The sequence below is a fragment of the Sphingomonas sp. genome, assembly GCF_035998645.1.
GTDB lineage: Bacteria > Pseudomonadota > Alphaproteobacteria > Sphingomonadales > Sphingomonadaceae > Sphingomonas.
On record NZ_DASYHL010000005.1, the window covers coordinates 782,626 to 799,721 of the forward strand.

A 17,096-nucleotide genomic window follows, 5' to 3' on the forward strand; every position below is an offset into this window, starting at 1 on the left:
CGACCGCGCGTGACCGGATCAGATGGCGTTGGCCCGCCGCAACTCAGTCTCTCCGCACTGTTCTTCAAGTTTCTGAGGTTCGGTGCGCTCGCCTTTGGCGGTCCGGTCGCGCAAATTGCGATGCTGCGACAGGCGCTGGTCGAACAGGAACGCTGGATCGGCTCCGCGCGGTTCAACCGGCTTCTCGCTGTGCTGCAGGTGCTCCCCGGCCCCGAGGCGCATGAGCTGTGCGTCCATCTCGGCATGATCGCACGCGGACGCATCGGCGGCCTGCTCGCGGGGCTGGGTTTCATGCTGCCCGGCCTCTTGCTGATGCTGGCGGCTGGCTGGCTCTATGTGAATTGGATTGCCGGCAATGCCGGCCTGTCGGGCGCATTGTTAGGCGTTCAGGTCGTGGTGCTCGCAGTCATTTTACGCGCGGTCGTCAGGATTGGGGGGCACATCCTCGAAACCTGGCTGCTTGGCGCGATCACGCTCGCTAGCCTGCTCGCGACTCTTATCGGAGTTCCCTTCTGGATTCCGCTGGTGGCCGCCGGGTTGACCTACGCGCTGTCGCACCGTCCGGTGGCCGCCTGGGGCGTGGTCGTCGTTGCGATCCTGACCGCGATTGGCACTCGATACCTCGACCTGTCCGCTGTCGGTCCCGCCGATCTGCCGCGGGACCCGGTAACGCTCACAGCCCTGCTTATCGCAGGTCTCAAAGGCGGGCTGCTGACCTTTGGCGGAGCTTATACCGCAATTCCCTATGTCCGGACGGATACCGTAGGACGCGGCTGGATCAGCGACGCGACCTTCCTCGACGGGGTTGCGCTGGCGGGCGTGATGCCCGCCCCACTCGTGATCTTCGCGACCTTTGCCGGCTATGTGGCCGGCGGCCTAGGCGGGGCGCTGGCGATCACCGCGGGGATGTTCCTGCCCGCCTTTGCATTCTCGCTGATTCTGTTCGAGCGCCTGGAAGCGCTGGTCGAAAATCCGGCGCTGCACAAACTGCTCGCAGGCGTCGCTGCCGCAGTCGTCGGCGTGATCGCCGCCACCTGCATCGAACTTGGTATGGCGACCGCTGGCCGCATCACCAATCCCGCTTTGTCGGCGATCCTGTTCGGTGGCGCACTACTCGTTGTGTGGCGTGCCAAGGGCAGTTGGGTCGCGCCAGCGACCGTCGTATCGGGAGCGTTGATCGGCCTGCTGCTTATGCCGTGAGTGAGCAGAATGAACATCGACAGGCTGGAAAGCACGGTCACCTTGGTATTGCGCCGACTGCAGGCTGGCCGATTGCCTCATGCCTTGTCGCCATGTTGGGGCTGATGATTGTGATATGCCGCGACGCTGATCGTGTGGACGGAGGGCATGGATGAACCTGCTAGATTTGGACTTGGCAATGCCCATTGCTGGCGCGATTATTGCTGGCGCGATTATTGGTGCGGAGCGCGAGTATCGCGCCAGCCCGGCGGGTTTTCGTACCCACATATTGGTCAGTCTGTCCTCGGCATTGCTGATGCTGGCAGCAGTCCATCAGGTACAGTGGCTGAGCGACACCCCCTCAGACGTCATCCGCATTGACCCCGTCCGCATGGCGCATGGTGTCCTGACGGGCATCGGCTTTCTATGCGGCGGGGTCATCTTCCGGGAGGGGCTAAACGTCAGAGGGCTGACTACTGCGGCTTCGCTGTGGACCACCGCGACATTGGGTATGCTCTTCGGGGTCGGCTTCTACAGCCTAGCCGCTGCCGGAACGGTTGCGACCCTAGTCGTCCTGTCTGCCGTTACGGTGTCAGAGAAATTCCTGCCGCAAAGGCGCTATGTCCGGATTAAGATCCGGTACCGACGCGACGCAATGTTGTCCGATGACTACTTCCAGGCACAATTGCAGGAAGCTGGCTTCCAGTTGGCGACCACTAACCTGCGGATGGACGGGGAGACGCTTGAATTCGGAGCAACCTTGAGCACCACCCGCGATCACCAGATTGAAAACTTCTCAAGCCTGGTGCGCCAACATCCTGACGTGACCGGGTTCGACTATTTGCCTGATAACGAGTGAAGGTCAGGGCTGGCGCGCGGCGCTACTCGTATCGCAGCAACGAAGGCACAAGTGGAAGAATTTCGCGCGCGAGGAAACCGAGCACGCCAACTTCCTCGGCGAGTTTGCGTCCGGCTTCGCCATGAACCCATACGCCCCACGCCGCGGCTTCGTGCGCTGGCACCTGTCGCGCGAGCAGACCACCAATGATGCCGGCTAGAACATCGCCCGAGCCCGCAGTGGCGAGGCCCGGACTGCCTTGATCGTACAGCACGCTGGGCTGCCCCGGTGTCGCGATCCAGGTGCATGACGATTTTAGTACCACAGTGGCGTTGAACCGCGCTGCGGCTGCCTCTGTCAGTTCGCAGCAAATATCCTCCGGCGCGCAATTCATCAATGTGGCCATCTCGCCCGGATGCGGGGTCAGTATCTTTGGACCGCTATAGGCCACGATCTCTTCGACCACCCGGGGAAGGAAATGCAGCATCGCAGCATCGAGCAATAGCGGCATCTTGGCGCCTGATCGTGCGATCTCGGCAATAAGGTCAGCGCCATCAGCTTTCTGGCTGGTGCCGGGCCCAAGCACCAGCGCGTCGTTCAACGTCATCCAGTGAACGATCTCTCGCGCGTTTCCTGCCGCCAACTCGCCGTCGGCGTTGATCGCGAGCGCATACACCGCAGCCTCGGGAAAGCGCAGACCCAATCCTAGAGCGGCGGTGGACACCGTCGCCAGTTGGATCTTGCCGGCGCCTGCCCGAAGGGCCGCTTCACCGGTGAGCAACAACGCACCTGGCACGGTGGTCGAACCACCAACCGTCAGTACGCGACCACGTTCATTCTTGTCGGTGCCCTCTTGCGGCGGTGGTAGCGGATGGGCCGTGCCCCATGCGGTATCGAGCGCGATCATCCCCGGGCGCCGACCATCGCGTCAGGTGCTCGGGTCACCCGCGCAGCGGCAGAATCCTCGACTGGTGCGGTCACATTGTATCGCACCAACGTCAATCCGCCGTCTTTTCCGCTGGTCGGATCATAGGCATATTCGGTTACCGAGCAGTTCGCGACATCGCCAGCCTGGTCGATCGCCAGAATATCCGCTTCGCTCAAGTTCTCGAGGATATAGCGCAGGCATAGAACAACGACTTGGTGGCCTACGATCATCACGTTACGCCCACCGTGGTGAAGCGAAACGGTATCCAACAGCGCGCGCAGGCGGAAAATGACATCGCACCAGCTTTCGCCGCCTGGTGGCCGATGATAGAATTTCCCCAGCAGCCGGCGAAACTCAGCCTGTTGTGGAGCTTCGGCGTGAATGCCCGCCACGGTCAACCCGTCGAGAATACCGAACTCCTTTTCGCGCAGGCGTTCATCGGAGCAGATTGCTTCATCGGACGCGGCACCACCCGCGTCCCGGAAAAGCCGCGCTGTATCGAGCGCGCGCAAATAGGGGCTGGATAGAATGACGTCGGGCACGCCACCGCCTTGGCCACGTGCGAACCACGCACCCAGCGCGCGCGACTGATCTTCCCCGAGCGATGAAAGCGGCACATCGACATCTCGAACGTCGAGGGGAATGCGATGCAGCCCATCCGCAGTCGCAGCGTCGCGCGCGACATTGCCCGCACTCTGCCCATGACGGATCAGCCACAACCGCGACGGCCACCGGCTGGCGCTCATCGCTTAATGGTCCGGTTGATCTTTGGGGTAATCGTCAGGCGTGACCGATCCGACTATTGGACGATCCTCGACATCTTCGGGTGGCTGGCCGCCTTCGGTCTGCTGGCCCCGATCGAGCGTGTCGCTTGGGCTACGCGCATCTCCCTCCTTTTGGTTCTCAGTCGAGATATTGGGGCTGGGCTGCGTCTGCGTCTCGCTGTTCGGCGCGAGGCCCTTCTCGCCGGGTTCGGTCGATTGATTGGGACTGGACTGAGTTTTAGTATGGGTGTCGTCCATGGTCGCTCTCCACTGCGTCTATTGCGGTTGGAACAACGCGCGAGATTCGCAATCGATGCGACCAAAGACTTCCCGAGCCTGAACGGTGCGACTTCAATCGTTGGTGCTTCTGCGTCGGTTGGTCGTGAGGCGACTGTCAAATTCGTGCGCACCAGCCGCTAGCACGGGTCGTACCAGCCTTGTGCGGGGCCTAGACCGAGCCTCTTTCTGAGCGACTAATTTCCTGTCCCGAGGTGTCGTCAGGCACGCCGAAATGCCGTACCAAGGCCACCAATTTGGATCGTTGCACCGGTCGCGCCCAAAACCAGAGCGACAGTTCAAGATACGTCTACCGCAAAGCGCGTTTTGAGCAAAAAAGCGGGATTTGGATCAACGGGCCATGCTGACCTGAGGCGACGCACCTGCAAAGGTTAAGGGCGTTGATCGCAAAGCATATTATGTCCCGGGTTCCATCGGCAAGGCGCGCTTGATCCAGGGTGAGGCAAGCTCATAGGCATGGCCGATCTGCAGAACGGCCAGATCAGCCTGTGCCGGTCCAATGATCTGCATCCCGATCGGTAACTGGTCGCGCCCCCCAAAACCCGCCGGCACCGACAGCGCGGGCAATCCGGCCATCGTTACAGGCAACGTGACTTCCATCCAGCGATGATAGCTGTCCATTTTCCGTCCGGCGATCTCAGTCGGCCAGCGCTGGTCGGCCTTGAACGGAAACACCTGCGCGGTGGGAAGGATGAGGAAATCGAACGTCGCAAACGCCTTTCGGAACGCCTCAAAGATGCGCGTGCGCCCTATCTGCGCCTGCGTGATCTGGATCGCGGTCAGCTTGCGATATCCTTCGACCTCCCAAAGCGCTTCCGGTTTCATTTGCGCGCGCTGCTCGGGCCGTTCGGCAAAGGAAATCAGATCCGGCCCGACTGAGCCGTAGCGCAATGTCACTGCGGTCCGCCACATCGCATCAGCGGGTTCGTCCAGCTTCGCCGCGTCGACCCGCATCCCGATTGCCCGGAACGCCGCGAGCGCCTTCTCGCACGTTTCAAGCACTCCCGCCTCCATCGGCAAGGCACCCTGCAGGTCGCCGAGCCAACCGATCCGCTTGCCCTTCCATTCGCGCTCGAGCGATGTCGCGAAGATCGCCGGATCGTCCCTGAGGGAGAAGGGCGCGCGCGGATCCGCTCCGGCTTGAACCGACAACAACAGCGCAGTGTCGCGCACCGTCCGTGCCATCGGCCCCGAAGTCGCAAAGGTCTGGCCAAACACGTCGCTTGAAGGCGCCGACGGCACGCGCCCAAATGATGGACGGAAGCCGAAGACGTTGTTCCACGCCGCCGGATTGCGCAGCGATCCGCCGAAATCACTGCCGTCGGCGAGCGGGACCATGCACAGCGCCAGCGCGACCGCGGCGCCGCCTGAACTGCCCCCCGCTGACCTGCTCGGATCGTAGGCGTTCCGTGTCACGCCGAACACCGGGTTGAAGCTGTGCGAGCCAAGTGCAAATTCCGGCACGTTGGTCTTGCCCGTGAAGATCGCTCCTGCCGCGCGCATCCGTCCGACCACCAGCGAGTCCGCGGCTGCGATATTGTCGCGCAGCAGAGGCGAGCCCTGCGTGTGCGCGATCCCTTTCGCTGGCGCCGTGTCCTTCACGGCATGCGGAAAGCCATGCAGTGGACCGCGAAACGCGCCCTTCGCGGCCTCCTCGTCCTGCGCTGCTGCCTCACGCAGCAATTGGTCGCGATCGACGCGCGAGACAATGGCGTTGAAGCGGGGGTTGAGCGCGTCGACACGAGCCAGATGCGCGGTCATCACCTCGCGACTCGACACGTCGCGCCGCCGGATCGCAGCCGCCAGATCGACGGCGGTCATGCCAAGGATGTCGCTCCGGGTTCCGGCTGCACCGGCGTGGCGGGCCGATAGCTGGCTGGCAATTGTTGCTGCCGGAGCGGCGGATAAAAGCGTACGCCGGGTCATCTTCATCTCTCGTCTATCCTCGCGCGTTCAGTTGCGCCGTGCCTTGGTGAACCAGCGATCGGGAATCGCCTTCTTTCGCGGCCACACTTCGGTGAGCGTTGCTGCGTCATAGAGGCGACCGTTCTTGACCACTTTGTCGATCGCCGCCGCATTCTCGATCGACTCCAGCGGATTGGCGCTCAGGATCAGGATGTCGGCATATTTGCCGGGCTCGAGGCTGCCGATCTGCGCCTTGCGACCGATCACCTCGGCGCTCTCGAGCGTCGCGGCGCGGAGCACTTCATGCGGGGTCGCGCCGCCCTGCGCATAGGAGCGCATCTCGTAGTGATAGCCAAGGCCCTGGATGACCGCGTGGCTGCCGATTCCGATCAGCCCGCCGGCCTTGCGGATGCGCAACGCGTCAGCGGCAAACGATGCGAAGGACCGATCGATGGGCGGCGTCCACACGCGGTTGCGCATCTTGCCCTCGATGATGCCTGGCGGAACGAAACGCGCAAGCTTGGCATCCTGGTCGATCGCGCTCGCGATCACCTGGTCGTCATAGGGCGCAAATCCGCCATAGAGCACGCCGAAGGTCGGCGAATATCCGATGCGCGAGGACGCATAGAGCTTCACGACATCCTCGCGCAGCGGCGTGAGCGGCAGATTATGCTCATTGCCTGCCATGCCATCGATCGCGTGGGTCAGATTGAGGTTGAAGTCGCTGGCGCCCTCGGTCGTCGCCATCATGCCCATCTTGCCCGATGCCTCGACCACCAGCTTGCGCTGCGCCCGATTGCCGACGAGATACGCCTTCAGATTGCGCGTGCGATAATAGTCGCGATAGCGCGTCAACACGGCTTGGGCCTCAGCTGCCGAGTTGATCTCGCTGTTCACGAAGATGCCCGGGCCGGTCGAGAAGGCGCGCGGTCCCACCATGATCCCGGCGTCGATCATGTCCTGATAGCCGAACACATCGACCGTGAACGGCTGCACGTCCAGCCCGCTGGTCACGCCATAAGCGAGATTGGCGAGCAGACTCCAATGGTTCACTTCGAGCACCTGGCGCGGCAGTTCGAACCAATGCGCATGCGTATCGACGAAGCCGGGCGTCAGGTATTTACCGGTCACGTCGAGGATCGTGGCGCCCGCAGGCACGGTGACGGTGCCGGTCCTCCCGATCGCAGCAATGCGATTGTCGGTGATCACCACGTCGGCGCCGGCGATCACCTCGTCGCCGCGCATCGTAATCGCCGTGCCGCCGCGCAACACGATCGTCCCCTTGGGCGTATCGCGCGGCAGTTCGACCACCGCCTCGATGTTCGCTGCCTGCGCCTCGGCAACCCCTTTGGAGAGGCGCGTCGCCTGCGCGAGATCGATCGTCCGAACGCTCGCGCCGAGCGACCACATCACGGTCTGCCCATCGCGGGACCAATCGAGATAGTCGGCGCCGATATCGGTCAACCGCACGCCGAACACGGCTGGCCGCGACAGCTCCAGCGCCTGCGGATCAGCCGAAATGGATGGCGGCACCTCCAGCAGCCAGGCTTGCGACGCCGCCTTGACCAGCATCCGCGTCCCGTCCGGGCTTAGTCGGATATCTTCGGGCGGGGTCTGGTTATCATTGAAATAGCGATTGGAGTTGGGCACGCGCAGGTCGAACACGCGTCGCAGCGCGCCGCTTTGCACCGCCACCGCCTCGACCGACGGCCCGCTCATGTAGCGCAGCCAGTCGCCCTTCGCATCGAACGACAGCGCCTTGATGCCCGATTTGCTGGCGACCACCCTCCCCTCGCCGCCCGCCATCGGGAGCAGCACGATGTCGGTTGGCCGACTGGCCTGAAGGTCGGACGCGGATTGCAGCCGCTCGATACTGGTTGCGCGCAGCACCGCGACCGACCTCCCATCGGGCGATACGCTCGGCTCGCTGTAATAGGCCGGAGCCTGCAACAGCCGCCGCGGCCTGCCCCCTGATGCGGGAATTGCCCATAGCGCACCGCCGCCAGCGCCCTCGCCGCTCCAGGTTACATACACCAAAGTCCGGCCGTCGGGCGACCAGGCTGGCTGGAAGGCCATACCCTCGACGCCCGCAACCGCGCGCGGCATCCCGCCTGCGCGATCTTGTATGTAGAGCGTGCCGAGCGCGCCAAACGCGATCAACCGGCCGTCCGGCGACAGACGCGGGGCCTGGATCACCCGCACCCGCACCGGCCCGGTCTCGTCCGGCACCTCGACCCGCGTATTCGCGCGCACCGCGAGATCGACAGGCGCCGTGAACGGCACTGCTGTTCGCACCCCATCGGCGACCCGGATGCGCGTCAATCTGCCGTCGATCGCTGTCAGAACTTCCTTGTCGCCCGGCAGAAATACGACGCGCGGCACGAGGTCGTTATAATAACCGCCCATCTGGCTGTCCGGATCGACCGGAAAGCTCAGCCAGCGATCCGCTCCGGTCGCGAGGTCGCGAATGCGCAACCCGGTCTGCGCGCCCGAGCGACTGGCATAAACGATCTGCTTGCCGTCATGCGACAAGGCAGGCCGCATCGCCGCGCCAGGCGAGGTGATGATGCGGTCCTCGACGCCGGTGGCGAGCGTGCGCCGCACGATCTCCCAATGCGGCAGCACTTTGTCCGACCACAACCCGCCGGTCTTGCGCGCGTAATAGAGATAGGCTCCCTCGGGCGACGCCACCGCGCCCAACGTATTGATGCGGTCCGCATGGCCCTCGGTTCCAGTCGGTCGCGCTTGCGTGACCTTGATTCCCGATCCGCCCTGCGCGCTATAGGCAAAGAGTTCGAACGCCAGGATATTGTGGACCGTGCGCGAGACATAGATGAAGCGCCCGTCCGGCGACCAGCCCGGCGAGGAATAGATCGCCGGATCGGTGTCGCTCGACAATCTGCGCGCATTGCTCCCGTCGGCATTCGCCACCCACAGATTGGCCGCCCCCGATTTGTCGGAAATATAGGCGATCTGCCGGCCATCGGGTGAGAACACCGGCTGGGTCTCGAGCGCATCGCCTGTCAGCAGCGGCCGCGCCGCACCGCCGGCGGCGTCGAGCGCATAGATGTCGCCGAGCAGGTCGAACAGGATCGTGTTCCCGTCGGGCGACACATCGGGCGCCATCCATGTCGCCTCGCGTGCTTCGAACTGCAGCCGCTCGACCGGCTGACCCTGGGCGATGCCCGGGGCGGCGGCCGCCGCCATCCCGGCGATGGCCGCGTGAATGCACGAACGGCGCTTCATCGCTATGGTCCCCTTACAGCCGGATACGCGCGCCGACCGTCACGAACCGGCCGATCGTATCGTAGAAGGGCGAGAACAGCGAGGCGATCGGCGGATCCTTGTCGAGCAGGTTCGACACGTTGGCGTAGATGTCCAGCTCACGCCCGCCAGCCGCGATCGTCTGGCTCAACTGCAGATCGACATAGGCATAGGCTGGAACCCGGTTGTTCGTGATGTTCTGGTTCCGGTTGTAATAGCCCGGAGCAATATAGCGGCCGCGCACCACCGCGTTGAAGCCATTGTGGGAATAGCCGATGCTACCGTTGATCCGCCAGTCGGGCATGCCGGTCACGAACGCGTAGCTGGTGTTCTTCACATATTCGACCGTGGTGATGCCGTCGTCGATCGTGAGGCTGTTGACCCACGTGCCGACGAGCCGGAAGCTGAGCCTTTTGGACGGGTCGCCGCCGAGCGTGGTGGTGTAGGCGATCTCGCCGTCGACGCCGTTTGTCTGGTATTGCTGAAGATTGGCCGGGACCGCCCGCACCTCGATCAGATTCCCGCCGGCATCGCGACTGATGCGCCCGCACAGATCCTCGTTTCCGGCACGGCAACGATTGATCACGTCCTGCGCCCCCACCGATGCGATCACGCCATTGATCGTGATGTCGAAGTAATCGAGCGACGCGGTCAAGCCGCGCAGCGGCGAGGTGGTAATGCCCGCCGTCCAGGTATCAGCCGCCTCAGGCAGCAGATTAGCGTTTCCGCCACCAATGACCTGCGCGGTCACGCTCTGGCTGACGCCGGTCACCGGATTGACATCGACCACGCCGACATAGCTTTGCGTCCGGGTGGTGTAGAGGTCGCTCAGACCGGGCGCCCGAATATCGCGCGAGCGCGTCACGCGGCCGACCACGCCGGGCAGGAACTCGTTCGTGGCACCCAGCTTCCACGCCCAGATGCCGCCGCTGTTGCGATAGTCGGAATAGCGCGCGGCGCCGTTGAACTCGAGCTTGTTGAGCAAGGGCACGCCCTTGAGGATCGGGATCACGACCTCGCCGAACGCTTCCTTGACCGAGTCCTTTCCGGAAAGGTCACCGAACTGGAATGTCGCGAATACGCGCTGACGGTCCAGTACACCGGCGACCGACTCGATCGATTCCCAGCGGCCCTCCACGCCCACGGCGATCGACACCGGCCCCGCGGGCAGCTCGACCGGCTCGCCGCGCAAATCGGCGCCGAATGTGTGCAACCGCGTGGTGGAACGCAGGCTCGGCGTACCCGTGACATAGGCGATGGCCGCCGCCGAGGGTGCGCCTTCGCCGAACAGGTTCAGCGGCACGCAACTGATGGCGGGATTGGTCAGCGCGATCCGGCAGACGGGCGTTCCGCCCGGCCCGATCACCGAGTCGACCGCATTGGCAAATTCAACCGTCTTGCGAAAACCGGGCGTGTCGATGTCGTTGCGGTATTCGCCATAGCTGTAATAAGCGCCATAGCGCCATGTGCCACCGCCGAAGCTGCCATCGAGCGCGACCGTGCCCTGATACGCCTCACGTGCGACGTCGATCGAGGTGTACGACAGGTCAGAATTATACCGGCCCATCGTGAAGCTCGTCTGGCCGGCCGCATCGAGTTGCGCGCGAATTTCTGGACGCAGGAATGCGTTGTCCCGCTGGATCGTGATGTTGCCGCGGTTATGGTCACCAAACCACGTGTAATTGCCCCAATAGCGCGAATAGCGCCCCTCGACCGTCAGCTTTGCATTGTCGAAAACCTCGTAAGAGACATTGGCGAGCGCGGCGATCCGCTTCTGCGGCGTGGCGAGCGGGCTGTAATCGTCGTCCGAGGGCGATTCACCGCCGATCATGTTGGCGCCGATGGCGGTACCGAGCGAGGGTGTGCGCAGGCTGCCGTCGGGATTGAACCCCCTGTCCTTGAGCACGCCCGACGTGATGATCCCGCCGATGAAGGCGTTGGCGTAGCCGACATTGGGCGTCAGCGTGGAAACGCCATTTTGGGTCAGCAGCACCCAGCGGCCGGTATTCTCGCGCGCCGTCTTGGTCATCAGCCCGTCGTTTTCGAGATATTCGCCACCGACCATGAAGTGACCGCGACCGCCGTCGAATTCGGTCCCGAACGCGGCTTCCAGCCGACGCTGTCCCGCATCGCCATAGGTGGAGATGCCGGCTTCCGCGCCCAGCTTCACACCCTTGAAGTCATGGTCGAGCAGGACATTGACCACGCCGGCGACCGCGCCCGAACCCCAGGCGGCCGATGCGCCGCCGGTGACGATGTCGACATCCTTCACCAGCACCGAGGGAATGGTGCTGAGATCGTTATCGCTCGCGAACCGGCGCCCGTCGAGCAGGACCAGCGTGCGCGCCGCGCCCAAGCCGCGCAAGTCCACCGGCATGCGCCCGGCCTGGGCGTTGGTGCCGGAGGTCTGGGGCGACTGCCCCGCCTTGAACTGGGGCAAGTCCGCAAGCGCTGCACCGACATTGGCGCGGCTTGCGACGCTCAGCTCCTGGGCGCTGACTCGGGTAAGCGGAGTGGGAGATTCAAATCCCGGACGGTCGATGCGTGAGCCCGAGATGACAATCTCGGTATCGCGCGTATCAGCCTCGCTCGCCGACTCCTGTTGCTGGGCCGTGTCACCCGGCGTGCGCCCGCCAGACGCTTGCGTCGACACGGGCGAGATACTCGCCTCTGCCTTCTGGATCACCAGAACCCGCCCGGCGCGGCGAACGGTCAGGCCGCTGCCGCGCAGCAGGATACCCAGCCCTCCATCGACACTGTGCGCGCCATGCAAGGGCACACTGCGCAGTCCCCGCACGGTCGCGCCGCTGAAGGAAACCTGCTGCCGAGAGGTTTGCGCAAACTGCCGTAACGCCGAAGCCAGGTCCTGCGCGGGGATGTTGAAGCTATAGGTCTGAACCTGCGCGACCGCTGCCACGGGCAGAGCCAGCGCGATCGCCGCAATCGAACAGAGTGCCGGATTGATGTTGCGTGTCATGGTCATTGCAAGTCCCCCTGAACCGGCATCGTGGTGCGCCTGGGGGGATAAGACGCGCCATGTTCGAATTCCCGCCCGGGCCAATCCAAGAAAAATGAGCGGGCCAAAAAGGCCAAGCTATTGCGGTGTGATCGTCACGACGTCGCGTTCGCGTATCACGTGCACGGGCAGCGTTTCCTCGACCCCGGTCGCGAAGGCCTCGACATCGCCGGTGTTGAACACCCCGTTCACACGCATTTGCCCGGTTGCGCCCTTGAGCACGATGCGCCGCGCCGAATAGCGATTGATCCGGTTCACGGCGAGGCCCAGCGGTTCATCCTCGAAGACCAACTGCCCCCCCTCCCAGGAGAGAGACCGGACTGGGTCGGCTTTGCCCAATCGTGACGGCGAGCGACCCGCGATGTCCACCACTAGCTCGCGACCCGGGGTCAAGGCCATCGGTTCATCAACATCGCCCGATGCCGGCGCCACCGCGGCGGGTAATTCTGCCCCCATCGGTCGGTCGATGACCACAACCCTGCCTTCGTAAAGAATGACGTGGAGCTTTCGGTTTACGATCTCCACGCTGAACGAGGTACCAGTTGCCACGACCAGCTTGTCACCCACCCGCACGCTGAACGGTTTCAGCGGGTCCTTGGCGACGTCGAACTTTGCCCGCCCGGCGACCAGGTGCAGCTCGCGCTGGTCGCCATGCATCCGCACATCCACTTCGGTTGCGGCATCGAGCGACGCGCGCGATCCGTCGTCCAGCATCACCACACGGCGCTCACCAACGCCGGTACGATAGATTTCCGGAGCACTCTGCCACCACCACCCAATGCCACCCAGTGCAATCAGCATCGCAGCTGCAGCCGTGATCACCCGACCTGCAACGGGTCGCCGTGCCCAGCGCCACTGGTTGCGGCGGCGGAATGTCGCCAGCGCGCGCTCACGCACGTCTGCGAACTCGGGTGACGCCGCTGCCTCGCCCATCTGCTGCCACAGGCTCGTTGACCGCTCGAATGCAGTCAGGTTTTCGGGGTTAGCGGCCAACCATTCGTCAAACGCGCGCTGCCGCTCATCCGACAATGGCCCTTCCGCCAATGCCAGGCACCACACCGCAGCGGCTTCGAACCGCTCGGGCGAAGGTCCGCGCGGGCTCACAGTGCATCCCCCATCCGCATCGTCAGTCGCGCCAATGCCTTGGCCAGGTGCTTCTCGACGGTCCGCACGCTAATCCCGAAGCTCTCCGCGATCACGTCCTTGCTCATATATTCCAGCCGATACAGAACGAAAATCGCCGATGTCGTCGGATCGAGTTCATCCAGAGCAGCGCGCAGCATCGCGATCGAGCCGCGCGCGGCGGTGACGCGGAACGGATCGATCAGTTCGATCGCCTCGCCGTCGATCTGCCCCAGGGTTTCACGGTAGTTGCGCCGCACTTGCTGCCGCCGCGCGCGATCGCGCAGCAGGTTTGCTGCAACCTGAAACAGGTAGGCGCTGCCCGAGCGCATCGCCACATCCGGCTGGGCCGCGATCCGCGAGAACACTTCCTGCGTCAGATCCTCCGCCTCGGCATGATCGTGCACGCGCCGCAGAAAGAAAGCCATCAGCGCAGGACGAAGTTCCCGGCTGAGCTCGACGACATCCTTTCCATACGCAGCGGCCACACAACCTCTCATCGCTATTCCGTGGGCCATTAGACGCACGGCATCGAATTCTCCGCCCTTCCTTTTGCAGCAATTTGAGAGTTGGCGCGGATGAGCAGCTTCTTGAATCGTGCTAATAGATCTGGCCGATGCCGGGACTCACGGTAAATTTTTCAGAAGCACCTGCCACTCTCCGAAACCACCAGAACTGAAGCCCGGTGTCGCCTGGCCGGTTACGGCGAGAGCAGACAGGCGGGTCATGGCCGACAGCGCCCAGTCGGCATAGCGAGGCGAATCGCCCAAAGGCGGTCGCCCCAACGCCGTGAAGAATGCTGCCCAATATTCTAAAATTCCCCGCCGCTCCGGTGCAACAAGCGATGGCGCTAGTACCCCAAGTCGATTCTGACGTTGATCCCGATGTTGCGCGGCTGCGACACGCCCCAGACGGACGCGGGGTCCAAGTCGCCGCCGTTTAGCGCGCCCTGATACCACAACTTATCGAACACATTCTGGACATAGATGTTAGCCTCGACCCGATCCCCCCAGCGGTAGCCGAGCAGCAGGTTGGCCACGACCGCCGGGTCGCGCCGCACGATGCCGCGCCAATCCCAAGCTTCGCGCGATTTGCCCTGCCACATCCACTCGATCGACAGGTTCGCTTCATCGGCACCGAACGGATGGCGGAAGGTCGCGACACCGCTCGACGCCCATTCGGGATTGGTCAGCCCGCCACAATCATCGAGGGTGCAGCCTCGATTGCCGCGTGTGCGTGTCCGCGTCCAGGTGAGCGAAGTGCGCAAGTCGAACCAGGCCGCGGGCCGCGCGGTGAGTGCCGCCTCGACACCCCGCCCGCGCACTTCGCCAATATTGATCACCTCCTGCGCGCGGGTTTCGGTGTTGTAGAAGTTGGTCTGTAGGTTCGCGTAAAGATAGTCGAAGGCGGCGATATCGAGGTGCAACCGGCCCTGCGCGAGGCTTGCCTTGACCCCCAGTTCCTTGCTCCAGACGGTCTCGGGATCGAACGCATCCGGACGCGTGCCCATCGGAACCAGCCCGGAATCGTGGATCGGCGACGGTGCCTCGAGCGTGAACGTGCCGAAGCCGCCAGCCTTGTAACCGCGCGATACGCTGGCGTAGATGCTGACGCGCTCTTGGGGCTTCCAGCGCAGATATAGGCGCGGCGTGACACCCTGCCAGCTCCGCGCATCCTCGACGAACCCGTCGGTACGATAAGTGAAGGTCCAGATATTGCGGAGACTGCTCGTGGTTTGCGGCACGTCGAGGGCAAAGCGCTTGCGATCCCAGCTATAGCGGAGCCCGGCACCTAGCTGCAGGCGCGGGAAAACCCAGTGGTTGATGTCGCCATAGGCCGAAAATCCGGTCGCGATGTTCCGCGCATGATTGGGTTGAACGAACATGCCGTCGGCGGAAGGGGTGTAAACCATGCCGAACAGGTCCTGTGTCAGCTCGTCACAACTCGCATAGCCATAGCCGGCAAGGCAGATGTAGCGCTCGTCCGCCTCATCCGTGAAGCGGGCCTTCACCGTCTCGCGATAAGCGGACAGGCCGGCCGTCCAGCTCAGCGAGCCTTTAGCGCTTGAGACCAGCCGCAGCTCGCCGCTGGCATAGGTACCCGACTGAAACTGGCGATAGATACCGAAGGGCTCGGCGGTGCCGTCATAATCCTCCTCATAGACGAAGCGGTGGCCGCGATAGCCCGCTATCCCAGTCAGCGTCGCAAAGCCCAGATCGAGCTCGGCCTGCGCCGTAACGCTGGTGATATCGCCATCGTCCCGCGGGTTGAGCAGATCGCTATCGATCGACCGTCCGTCGCCGCGCATGACGATCCGGGTTCCCAGCGCCGAATCGATCGCGTCAATGACTTCGCGGTCGGCATTGGCGGCGCGATAGGGTGTACCGTCCAGGCGCCGGTGCTCATGCTCGCCGATGACCCAGGCACTGAGTGCGCCCTGTTCGTAGCGCAAGCTGACTCGACCCGCGGCCTTGAACTGGCGCATGATCCGGTCGTGGCCCGGGGTCGCCGCATTGTCGATCCAGCCGTCGGTGTCGAGCAGATAGGCGGCCATCCGCATCGCCCAGTTGGGCCCCAGCGGTATGTTCACCGCCCCGTCGAGTTCAACCCGGTCGGGTTCGCCATAACCCGCGGTCAGGACCCCGCTCGACCGGTTCAACTCGGGCTTGCGCGTCACGACGCTGATCGCGCCGGAGATCGCGTTGCGCCCGAACAGAAATCCCTGCGGTCCCCGCAGCGCCTCGCCGCGCTCGATATCGTAGAGCGAGGTCACCGCAGATCCGGTGCGGCCCTGATGGATGCCGTCCTTGAAAATCCCGATCGATGGCTCGCCGCCGATGCCATAGTCGTTCGACGCAATGCCGCGTACCGCCAGATCCTCGATATAGCTGTCGTCCGAGGCTCCCGCGAAACCGGGGGCGAAGGCCACCAGGTCCTTGATGTCGTCGAGCCGGGCACGATGAACGAAGCTGCCGTCAAAGGCGCTGATCGCGATCGGCGTGTCGCCGATCGGTTCGCGACGATGCTGCGCGGTGACCACGATCTCCTCGACAGGAGCCGCCTGGGGTATCTCCTCTGGCGATGCCCCGGAAGCTGCGAGCGTGAACGCCAGTGAGGCAATTTCAAACTTCATCATCTTCAGAATCCCAGCTGGAGCATAAAGACGCCCGCCGGGGCGCGTTCTTCGGAGTTCAGCCTTTGGCCCCGCGCCTGGACGATCGCGGCGCTGAACAGCAGTGGCTTCGTCTCGAATGCAGCGCGGACTTCCCAATCGCTTTTCGGGCCACAGGCCGCGCTATCCTCGATCCCGGCCCGCCCGCTCAGCATGAGCCCGGCGAGCGGCGATACGGACAACGTCGCAGCCCCATAGAGATTGTCGCCAAGTCCGGCCTGCGCTGGCGCATAGCTTAGCTCCGCAGCGATCTGGACGGGGCCGAGCGGGCGGCTGAATTGCGCGGTCACTTCGAAATAGGCGGGTGCCGATTTGACGAAATATGCGCGCGCGCCGGCCTCATAGTTGAGGGCACCAACCGAACCGGCTCGGCCAAGATACAGGTCGATCTCGCGCCCTTCCGCGTCCCCATCCGCCCGGGTGGAGCCCCACAGTTGCGCCTGCCACCCATCCTGTTCGACATCGACGCCGCCCTGGATCACGGGCATATGATCGGACAGGCTGAGGCCGCGAAAGCGATAATCGGTGACGATCGCCACTTCGGCGCTCACATCGCGCGCGAAAACCGGGCGCGCAGCCACGACCGGAAGGATCGCAACGAGCCAAATGAC

At 63.8% G+C, this 17,096-nt stretch carries 12 protein-coding genes; 2 read left to right on the forward strand and 10 right to left on the reverse strand.

From position 1 onward, the window contains the following. Window positions 1–9: 9 nt before the first annotated feature. Window positions 10–1,200, forward strand: a complete 1,191-nt coding sequence (gene chrA / locus VGN66_RS17430; RefSeq protein ID WP_327520044.1) for a chromate efflux transporter — start codon at window positions 10–12, stop codon at window positions 1,198–1,200. Window positions 1,201–1,351: 151 nt separating this feature from the next. Then, window positions 1,352–2,038 carry an MgtC/SapB family protein gene (locus VGN66_RS17435; RefSeq protein ID WP_327520045.1) on the forward strand — a complete coding sequence of 229 codons (687 nt, stop codon included), beginning with the start codon at window positions 1,352–1,354 and terminating at the stop codon, window positions 2,036–2,038. Window positions 2,039–2,060: 22 nt separating this feature from the next. Here VGN66_RS17435 and VGN66_RS17440 read toward each other — a convergent pair whose 3' ends face one another. The 10 genes from VGN66_RS17440 to VGN66_RS17485 form a co-directional block, all read right to left on the reverse strand. Next, the gene (locus tag VGN66_RS17440) at window positions 2,061–2,924 is read right to left on the reverse strand and encodes an NAD(P)H-hydrate dehydratase (RefSeq protein WP_327520046.1); all 864 of its coding nucleotides are present in this window, start codon (window positions 2,922–2,924) and stop codon (window positions 2,061–2,063) included. Next, window positions 2,921–3,691, reverse strand: a complete 771-nt coding sequence (locus VGN66_RS17445) for a histidine phosphatase family protein (RefSeq protein WP_327520047.1) — start codon at window positions 3,689–3,691, stop codon at window positions 2,921–2,923. The genes VGN66_RS17440 and VGN66_RS17445 overlap by 4 nt, the downstream gene beginning before the upstream one ends. 3 nt (window positions 3,692–3,694) lie before the next feature. After that, complete coding sequence (locus VGN66_RS17450) at window positions 3,695–3,967, reverse strand: hypothetical protein (protein WP_327520048.1); 273 nt, start codon at window positions 3,965–3,967, stop codon at window positions 3,695–3,697. 435 nt (window positions 3,968–4,402) lie between these two features. After that, complete coding sequence (locus VGN66_RS17455) at window positions 4,403–5,932, reverse strand: amidase (protein WP_327520049.1); 1,530 nt, start codon at window positions 5,930–5,932, stop codon at window positions 4,403–4,405. Between the two features lie 27 nt (window positions 5,933–5,959). Then, the gene (locus tag VGN66_RS17460) at window positions 5,960–9,157 is read right to left on the reverse strand and encodes an amidohydrolase family protein (protein ID WP_327520050.1); all 3,198 of its coding nucleotides are present in this window, start codon (window positions 9,155–9,157) and stop codon (window positions 5,960–5,962) included. 13 nt (window positions 9,158–9,170) lie between these two features. Next, the gene (locus tag VGN66_RS17465) at window positions 9,171–12,158 is read right to left on the reverse strand and encodes a TonB-dependent receptor (protein WP_327520051.1); all 2,988 of its coding nucleotides are present in this window, start codon (window positions 12,156–12,158) and stop codon (window positions 9,171–9,173) included. A gap of 111 nt (window positions 12,159–12,269) precedes the next feature. Further along, entirely contained in the window at window positions 12,270–13,295 is a 1,026-nt protein-coding gene (locus VGN66_RS17470) for a FecR family protein (RefSeq protein WP_327520052.1), read from the reverse strand. Beyond that, complete coding sequence (locus VGN66_RS17475; protein ID WP_327520297.1) at window positions 13,292–13,831, reverse strand: RNA polymerase sigma factor; 540 nt, start codon at window positions 13,829–13,831, stop codon at window positions 13,292–13,294. Before VGN66_RS17475 ends, VGN66_RS17470 begins: the two co-directional genes overlap by 4 nt. A gap of 332 nt (window positions 13,832–14,163) precedes the next feature. Continuing rightward, on the reverse strand, window positions 14,164–16,449 hold the full coding sequence (locus tag VGN66_RS17480; RefSeq protein ID WP_327520053.1) for a TonB-dependent receptor: 2,286 nt from the start codon (window positions 16,447–16,449) through the stop codon (window positions 14,164–14,166). Between the two features lie 2 nt (window positions 16,450–16,451). Beyond that, window positions 16,452–17,066, reverse strand: a complete 615-nt coding sequence (locus VGN66_RS17485; RefSeq protein ID WP_327520054.1) for a TorF family putative porin — start codon at window positions 17,064–17,066, stop codon at window positions 16,452–16,454. Between the last annotated feature and the right edge of the window lie 30 nt (window positions 17,067–17,096).